At 73.2% G+C, this 6,083-nt stretch carries 4 protein-coding genes; 1 reads left to right on the top strand and 3 read right to left on the bottom strand.

The annotated features are described in order from the left end of the window. Positions 1 to 90: 90 nt before the first annotated feature. Positions 91 to 1,269 carry a magnesium and cobalt transport protein CorA gene (locus ACIRQ9_RS29670; RefSeq protein ID WP_404180047.1) on the bottom strand — a complete coding sequence of 393 codons (1,179 nt, stop codon included), beginning with the start codon at positions 1,267 to 1,269 and terminating at the stop codon, positions 91 to 93. 645 nt (positions 1,270 to 1,914) lie between these two features. Here ACIRQ9_RS29670 and ACIRQ9_RS29665 point away from each other — a divergent pair. Further along, a complete protein-coding gene (locus ACIRQ9_RS29665; protein WP_404180044.1) occupies positions 1,915 to 2,262 on the top strand; it encodes a 4-oxalocrotonate tautomerase family protein in 348 nt (115 codons plus the stop codon). On the opposite strand, the gene ACIRQ9_RS29660 is transcribed toward ACIRQ9_RS29665, so the two are convergent. Continuing rightward, a complete protein-coding gene (locus tag ACIRQ9_RS29660) occupies positions 2,247 to 3,038 on the bottom strand; it encodes a S1 family peptidase (protein ID WP_404180041.1) in 792 nt (263 codons plus the stop codon). The two genes, ACIRQ9_RS29665 and ACIRQ9_RS29660, sit on opposite strands and share 16 nt — an antisense overlap. 202 nt (positions 3,039 to 3,240) lie before the next feature. Further along, the gene (locus ACIRQ9_RS29655) at positions 3,241 to 6,042 is read right to left on the bottom strand and encodes an AAA family ATPase (RefSeq protein ID WP_404180038.1); all 2,802 of its coding nucleotides are present in this window, start codon (positions 6,040 to 6,042) and stop codon (positions 3,241 to 3,243) included. Positions 6,043 to 6,083 lie beyond the last annotated feature (41 nt).

The following is a 6,083-nucleotide window of genomic DNA, read 5'->3' as shown; positions in this document are numbered from 1 at the left end:
CACAACCTCGCCCTTGCCGGATAGGTCGGCGGGGCCGAACAGCAGCCCACCATGCCCGAGGCGCCCCGGAGATCATTTACGGGACAGCCCTTAGAGCCAGTCCCGGCGCTTGAAAATCACGTACAAACTGGCGCAAACAATTCCCATGAGGCCGATCGCGAAGGGATATCCGAACCCCCAGTGGAGCTCGGGCATGTGGGAGAAGTTCATGCCGTAGATGGTGCCGACGAGTGTGGGAGCAAAGAGAATCGCCGCCCAAGAAGAGATCTTCTTGATCTCCTCGTTCTGTTCGAAGCCCGCCTCCGCCAACGCGCGCATTTCCGCGTTCTGTTGCTGGGTGACCAGGGTCGCGTTGACGGTGAGGATCTCCGTGAGGGCCTGGCGGAAGCCGTCCACGCGTTCGCTGATGTGCGTGACGTGGTCGGCGACGTCACGGAGGTAGCGCTGGAGCTCCTCGTCCGTGTCGTACTTGGCGAAGCCGGCGATCAGGCTGTGCAGCATGCCGACCAGGGGGCGGGTGGCGCGCTGGAACTCGACCGTCTCGCGCGAGAGTTCGTAGATGCGGCGGGAGACCTCCGGGTCGCCGCGGAAGACCTCCGTCTCGATCTCGTCGATGTCGTTCTGGACGCCCTCGACGACCGGGGCGTAGTCGTCCACCACCGCGTCGAGGATGGCGTAGAGGACCGCCTCCGGGCCGAGCTTGAGCAGGTCGGGGCTGTCCTCCATGCGGTGGCGGACCGCCGAGAGATCCGGTGCCGCGCCGTGCCTGACCGTGATCACGAAGTCCGGGCCGACGAAGACGTGCAGCTCGGCGAAGTCGACCTCCTCCGATGCGTCCAGGTAGCGGGCGGCCCGCAGGACCACGAACAGCGTGTCGCCGTACCGCTCCAGCTTGGGACGCTGGTGCGCCTCCAACGCGTCCTCGACCGCGAGCGGATGCAGGTCGAACTCGGCTGCCAGCGATAGGAGTTCGTCGGAGGTGGGCCGGGCGAGGCCGATCCACGCCATCCCCGAGGGCTGCTCGTGCAGTTCGCGGTACGTCTCCGCGAGGGTCGCCGGCGTCGACATCCGTACCCCGTCCCGGTACAGCACCGCCTCCACCACGCTCGGCGGCTCGGCGGACGGCGCCGCCGCGGAGCCCGGCTCCGGCAGCTCGGCCGTGTCCCGGTCGGACGTCAGGGCGCGGCGCCAGACGGATCTCCTGGTGCTCCGGCCGTTCCTGCCGTTTCCGGAGTTCTTGGAGGCCGGGGTGGGGCGTCGCTCGGACATCGCGGCCGCCTCTCGGTGGTGACTGCTTCGGCGTGATCCGTGTGATCGTAGTGGCCGGACGCGATCAGTGGGTCGTGGAGCAGGATATACGGGGCATAGGGGCCTGGCCGCGGCGGCCGGTGCGAGCAGTGGACAGGGGCTGTCCGCCATGGCGCCGGCGTGCGCGGCATGGCGAGGACGTCCTCCGGTCCGGTGCTCGGCACCCGCGCCCTCAACCGTGCCACCCTCGGCCGTCAGCTCCTGCTGCTCCGCTCGCCCCTGCCGGTCGAGGACGCCGTGGCGCACCTCGTCGGCCGCCAGGCGACCGCCGCATCACCCCGGCCCTCGTCGACCTGGTCGTCGGCGCCTGTCGCGACGCCGGCTTCGAGCCGCTGCCCGGACCCTCGGGCGGCTCCCTTCAGGACACCCTCGCCGGCATCGGGACCCGCCCGCTGTGGACGGTCGTCTACGCGTCCCACGCGCGCGTCCTGCACAGCCCGAGGGTGGCCTTCGTACCGTTCCGGGCCCCCGGCCTGGCCGTGTCGACCGGCCTCGCCGTCTCCGCTGCCGACCCGCCCCGGCACCAGGAGACTCTGCTGCCGGCCTGCGGCGATCACGCTCGCTGATCGCTGCGGTCGCGATCCGCTCCTTGGTCGCGGACGTCCGGTGCGCCGGACTGGAGCCACCGAACAGGAAGCGCGACCGCAGGAGTTCGGCGATGCCGATCGGCACCGTCCGGCAGGGCCCCGCGACACCGAACTCGAGCGGGACCTGGTCCGGTGGATCACCGAGGCCTTCGTCGACGCCTACCGGGTCCCCGCCGAGACCGTGCAGGTGTGGATCCACGAGGTCCCGGCCGACAGCTGGGGCGCGGCGGGCGCGCTCACCGCCGACGAGCAGCCGCACCGGGACGTGGATAGGGGGCGCTGCGGGCTGCTCGTGGTAGCCCGCAACGCCCCCCGGTCACTCACCCGGGCGCCGCCCGGGAGGTCTTCTGGTTACGAGCCGACCTGAGCGGTCACCAGGTTCGAGAAGGTGGTCAGCCGGGTGTAGACACCCGGGTAACCGGCCTCCGCGCACCCCTCTCCCCAGGAAGTGATCCCTGCCAGGACGCCCCCGATGAGCAGGGGACCGCCGCTGTCGCCCTGGCAGGTGTCTACGCCGCCGGACGAGTATCCGGCGCAAACCATGTCGGTCTGGACGAAGTCCGAACCGTAGGAGCTCTTGCAGCTGGAGTCGGACACGATCGGGACGGTCGCGGTCCGCAGCTGGTTGGAGGAGCTGCCGTTCTCCGAGGTGGTGCCCCAGCCGAGGATGCGGGCCGTGGTGCCGGCCGCGTACAGGCTGGTCTGGGAGGAGCCGGCGTACGGCGCCGGGGTGTACGGCATCGCCGTCGAGAGGGTCAGGACCGACACGTCGTCACCGTTGGTGGCGTCCGAGTAGTCCGGGTTGATCCAGATCTTGCTGACCCGGCTCACCGTGCCGTTGGTGCCGTTCAGGTTCGTCCGGCCGCCGACCACGCGGACGCTGCTGGTGGTCTCGCCCTCCATGCAGTGCGCCGCGGTGATCACCTTGGTGGCCGACACCAGGGTGCCGCCGCAGAACTGGCTCCCCGACGCGTCGGTGATCTGCATCACGAACGGGTACGCCGTGGTCGTGGTCGTCGTGCCGCCGACGATCGGCTGAGGGGCGGCTGACGCGGTGGGGGACGCGATCAGCACGGTCGCTGCGGCGGCAGCCGTCGCCGCCACGACGGCAGCGGTCTGTCTGGCGCGGTTGAGCCCGAACATGAGTCTCCTCAGTGGGGGTTGCCGGTGGGGGGTCGCGCGGGCGTGGGGGGAGCACGGGGGTCGCGGGACCGGCCCCCGTATGCCCGGGCGAGCGGCACATCCATAAGCTAGAACGCGGAACCCCACCCTCCCAATGAGGGAACCCCCTAGGGGGATGGGGGAGGGAAAACCCTCGGTCCGCCTCAGTTAACCGGGAGCGCTCTCACTTCGCGCGCCGCCCTGCCGCCAAACGGACTATGTCCACGCGCGATCGTATGCCCAGCTTGCGGTAGACCCGGGTCAGGGTCGCCTCCACCGTCTTGACGCTGATGAACAGCCGGGCCGCGATCTCCCGGTTGGTGGCGCCCTCCATGACCAGCGAGGCGACCTGACGCTCCATCGCGGCCAGCCCGTCCAGGGCGTCCAGCGCCGCCGGTGCCTCGACCGGCGGCTCCGGCGCCGCGACGGCCTCGTCCACCTGGCGCAGCCACGGCAGCGCCCGGCACCGCCGGAACAGCCGGGTGGCCTCGTCGTACGCCGTGGGGGAGCGCCGCTCGCGCAGCGAGGCCAGGGCGAACGCGGCCCGTGCCTCCTCCAGGCCGTAGCCCAGTTTGGCGAACCGGTCCTGAGCCGAGGTCAGCTGCGCGACGGCCGCCTCGTGCTCCCCGTGCGCCGCCCGGACCAGCGCCTCGGCCCGGTCGAGCGCGGCCAGGACACTCTCCCGGCCGAGCCGGAGCGCGTGCTGCCGGGTGACATTGATGACGTCCTGCGCCTCGGCCGCCTCACCCACCCGGACGAGTGCCTCGGCCAGGTCGCCCTGCCAGCGGCCGCGCGCCGGGTCGGTGATGCCGAGGCTCTGCTCCAGCTCCCGCACCCGGCGCAGCGAGCGCACGGTGCCCGCCGGGTCGCCCGCCACCAACTGGGCGTATCCGAGGGCGCCGAGCGCCCGCGACAGGTACATGGTGTCGCCGTCCTGCTCGGCGTGGTCGACCGCCTCCCGGGCCAGCGCGAGACCGCGGTCCACGTCGCCGCCGGAGGCCTCGGCCAGTGAGGTGAGCATCGCGGAGGCGGTCTCGCCGATCCCGCTGTCGTGGGCCAGGCGCAGGCCCTCGCGGGCCAGGTCCAGGGCCCGGCCGCAGTGGCCGGAGCGCAGTTCGGTCTCGGCGAGGCCGCGCAGGAAGTGCACCTCGCTCTCCACCTGGCCGCGCCGGCGCACCTCGCGCAGCAGGGAGGTGACCGTGGCCCGCGCCTCGGCGAGCTGGTCGCCCATCACGAGCCAGCGGAACCGGGCGCTGCCGGCGCCGTTGTGATGGCAGGAGACGCTCGGGTCCTGCGGCTCCTTCAGGGCGCGCTTGATGGTGGCGGGCGCGGCCGGATGGCCCATCAGGGTCTCGACCTGGGCCTGCAGGGACAGCGCGAGCAGTTCGGTGCGCCGGTCGGCGCCGCGCGCCGCGAGGTCGGCGGAGTGCGCGGCCGCCCGCCGGGCCTCGGTGAAGTCGCCCTCCACGATCAGGGCTCGCCAGGCCAGCTGGTAGTGGACCTTGCCCAGCAGCCGCGGGTCGTCGCCCGCGTCGGCCAGGGCCTGCGGGAAGGCGGCGTCGACCTCGGTCATGGTGTGGCCGGCGGAGTCGATCACCAGGATCCAGGCCCGCACCCGGTCGACGGGCCGGGTGGCCCGGGTCAGCACCTCGCGGGCGATGTCCTGGGCGAGGTCCACCTCGCCGGCGCTGATCGCGTCCTCGGCGGCCCGCAGCCGGCGCTCGTCCGGGCCGGGCCGGTTGGCGGCGGGGGTGTGCCGGGCGGCCAGCAGACCGAGCTGCGCGGCCACCGAGGGCGCTCCGCGGTCCCGGGCCTGGGCGGCGGCCTCGGCGAGCCGGGCGGCCACCTCCGGGTCGGTGCCGGTGGCGGCCAGCGCCAGGTGCCGGGCCCGCTCGATCGGGTCGGAGGCGGCCGTGGACAGCGCCGCGTGCGCGGCCCGGCGCTCCTGCGCGGGTGCCTCGGCGTACAGCGCGGCGGAGATGAGCGGGTGGGCGAAGCGTACGGCCGGGCCCTCCGGCTCGGTGGCCAGCAGCCCGAGTTCGGCCGCCTGGGCGCACTCGGCCTCGGCGTTCTCCCGGCCGGCCGCGTGCAGCAGGGCGTGCGTGGGGCGGGCGCCGGCGCTGGCCACCAGCAGGGTGCGGCGGGCCTCCACGGAGAGCATGTCCAGACGGGTCAGGACCAGGGCGCGCAGCGAGGTCGGCACCGGCAGCGGCTCGCCGGGGCGGAGCGGGGTGGGGTTCTCGGCGAGGGCGCGGCCGAGTTCCAGTGCGAAGAGCGGGTTGCCGCCGCTGGTGTGGTGGATCTCCCGGACCGCGGCGCGGGTCAGCGCGGCGTGGCCGCGGTGGTCGAGGAGGTCGGCGACCTGCCTGCGGGTGAGCGGGCCGAGCCGGACGGCGACGGTGTCCGGCGGTGACGCGCGTAGGTGACGGTCGTACTCCTGGCCCTCGGTGCGGACCGCGCACAGCAGTTGGACGGGGGTGCCGCCGAGGCGGCGGGCGGCGAAGCCGAGGAGTTCGGCGCTGGCCGGATCCAGCCACTGGAGGTCGTCGGCGACGATCAGGACGGGGCCGTCGGCGGCCAGCGTGCGCAGCGCGGAGAGCACCGCGAGGCGCAGGGCGAGGCCGTCGCGCTGCAGGGTGGACTCGCCGCGGCCGGTGAGCGCCGACTCCAGGGCGGTGCGCTGGGCGCCGGGCAGCCGGGGGGCGACCTCGTCGAGGACCAGTCCGAAGAGGTCGGCGAGGGCCAGAAACGGAAGATGGGATTCGGACTCGGTGGCCGAGCAGCGCAGGACGGTGCGGGCGGCGCCGGAGTATTCGGCCTCCAAAGCCCGCAGGACGGTGGATTTCCCAATTCCGGCCGGCCCGTGCAGGAGCACGCTGCCGCCCGAGGCGAGCTGGTCGCGGGCGGCCGAGAGCAGCTCCGCCCGGCCGATGACCAGGTCGGGGCGGCATCGGGCAGGCTCCTGGAAGTCCCGTCGCACGGTCACCGCTCCCCTCGTGTGTCGTGTTCGGGCCAAATACTAGGCAA

It is taken from the genome of Streptomyces sp. NPDC101237 (assembly GCF_044767465.1).
Taxonomy (GTDB): domain Bacteria; phylum Actinomycetota; class Actinomycetes; order Streptomycetales; family Streptomycetaceae; genus Streptomyces; species Streptomyces gramineus.
Note: the sequence above shows the minus strand (reverse complement) of the source record. Positions and strands in the feature narration are given on the sequence as shown.

What these genes read in the sequence shown, in the direction of transcription:
- ACIRQ9_RS29670 (WP_404180047.1), bottom strand. Translation starts at nt 1,269, where the DNA reads ATGTCCGAGCGACGCCCCACCCCGGCCTCCAAGAACTCCGGAAACGGC.
- ACIRQ9_RS29660 (WP_404180041.1), bottom strand. Translation starts at nt 3,038, where the DNA reads ATGTTCGGGCTCAACCGCGCCAGACAGACCGCTGCCGTCGTGGCGGCG.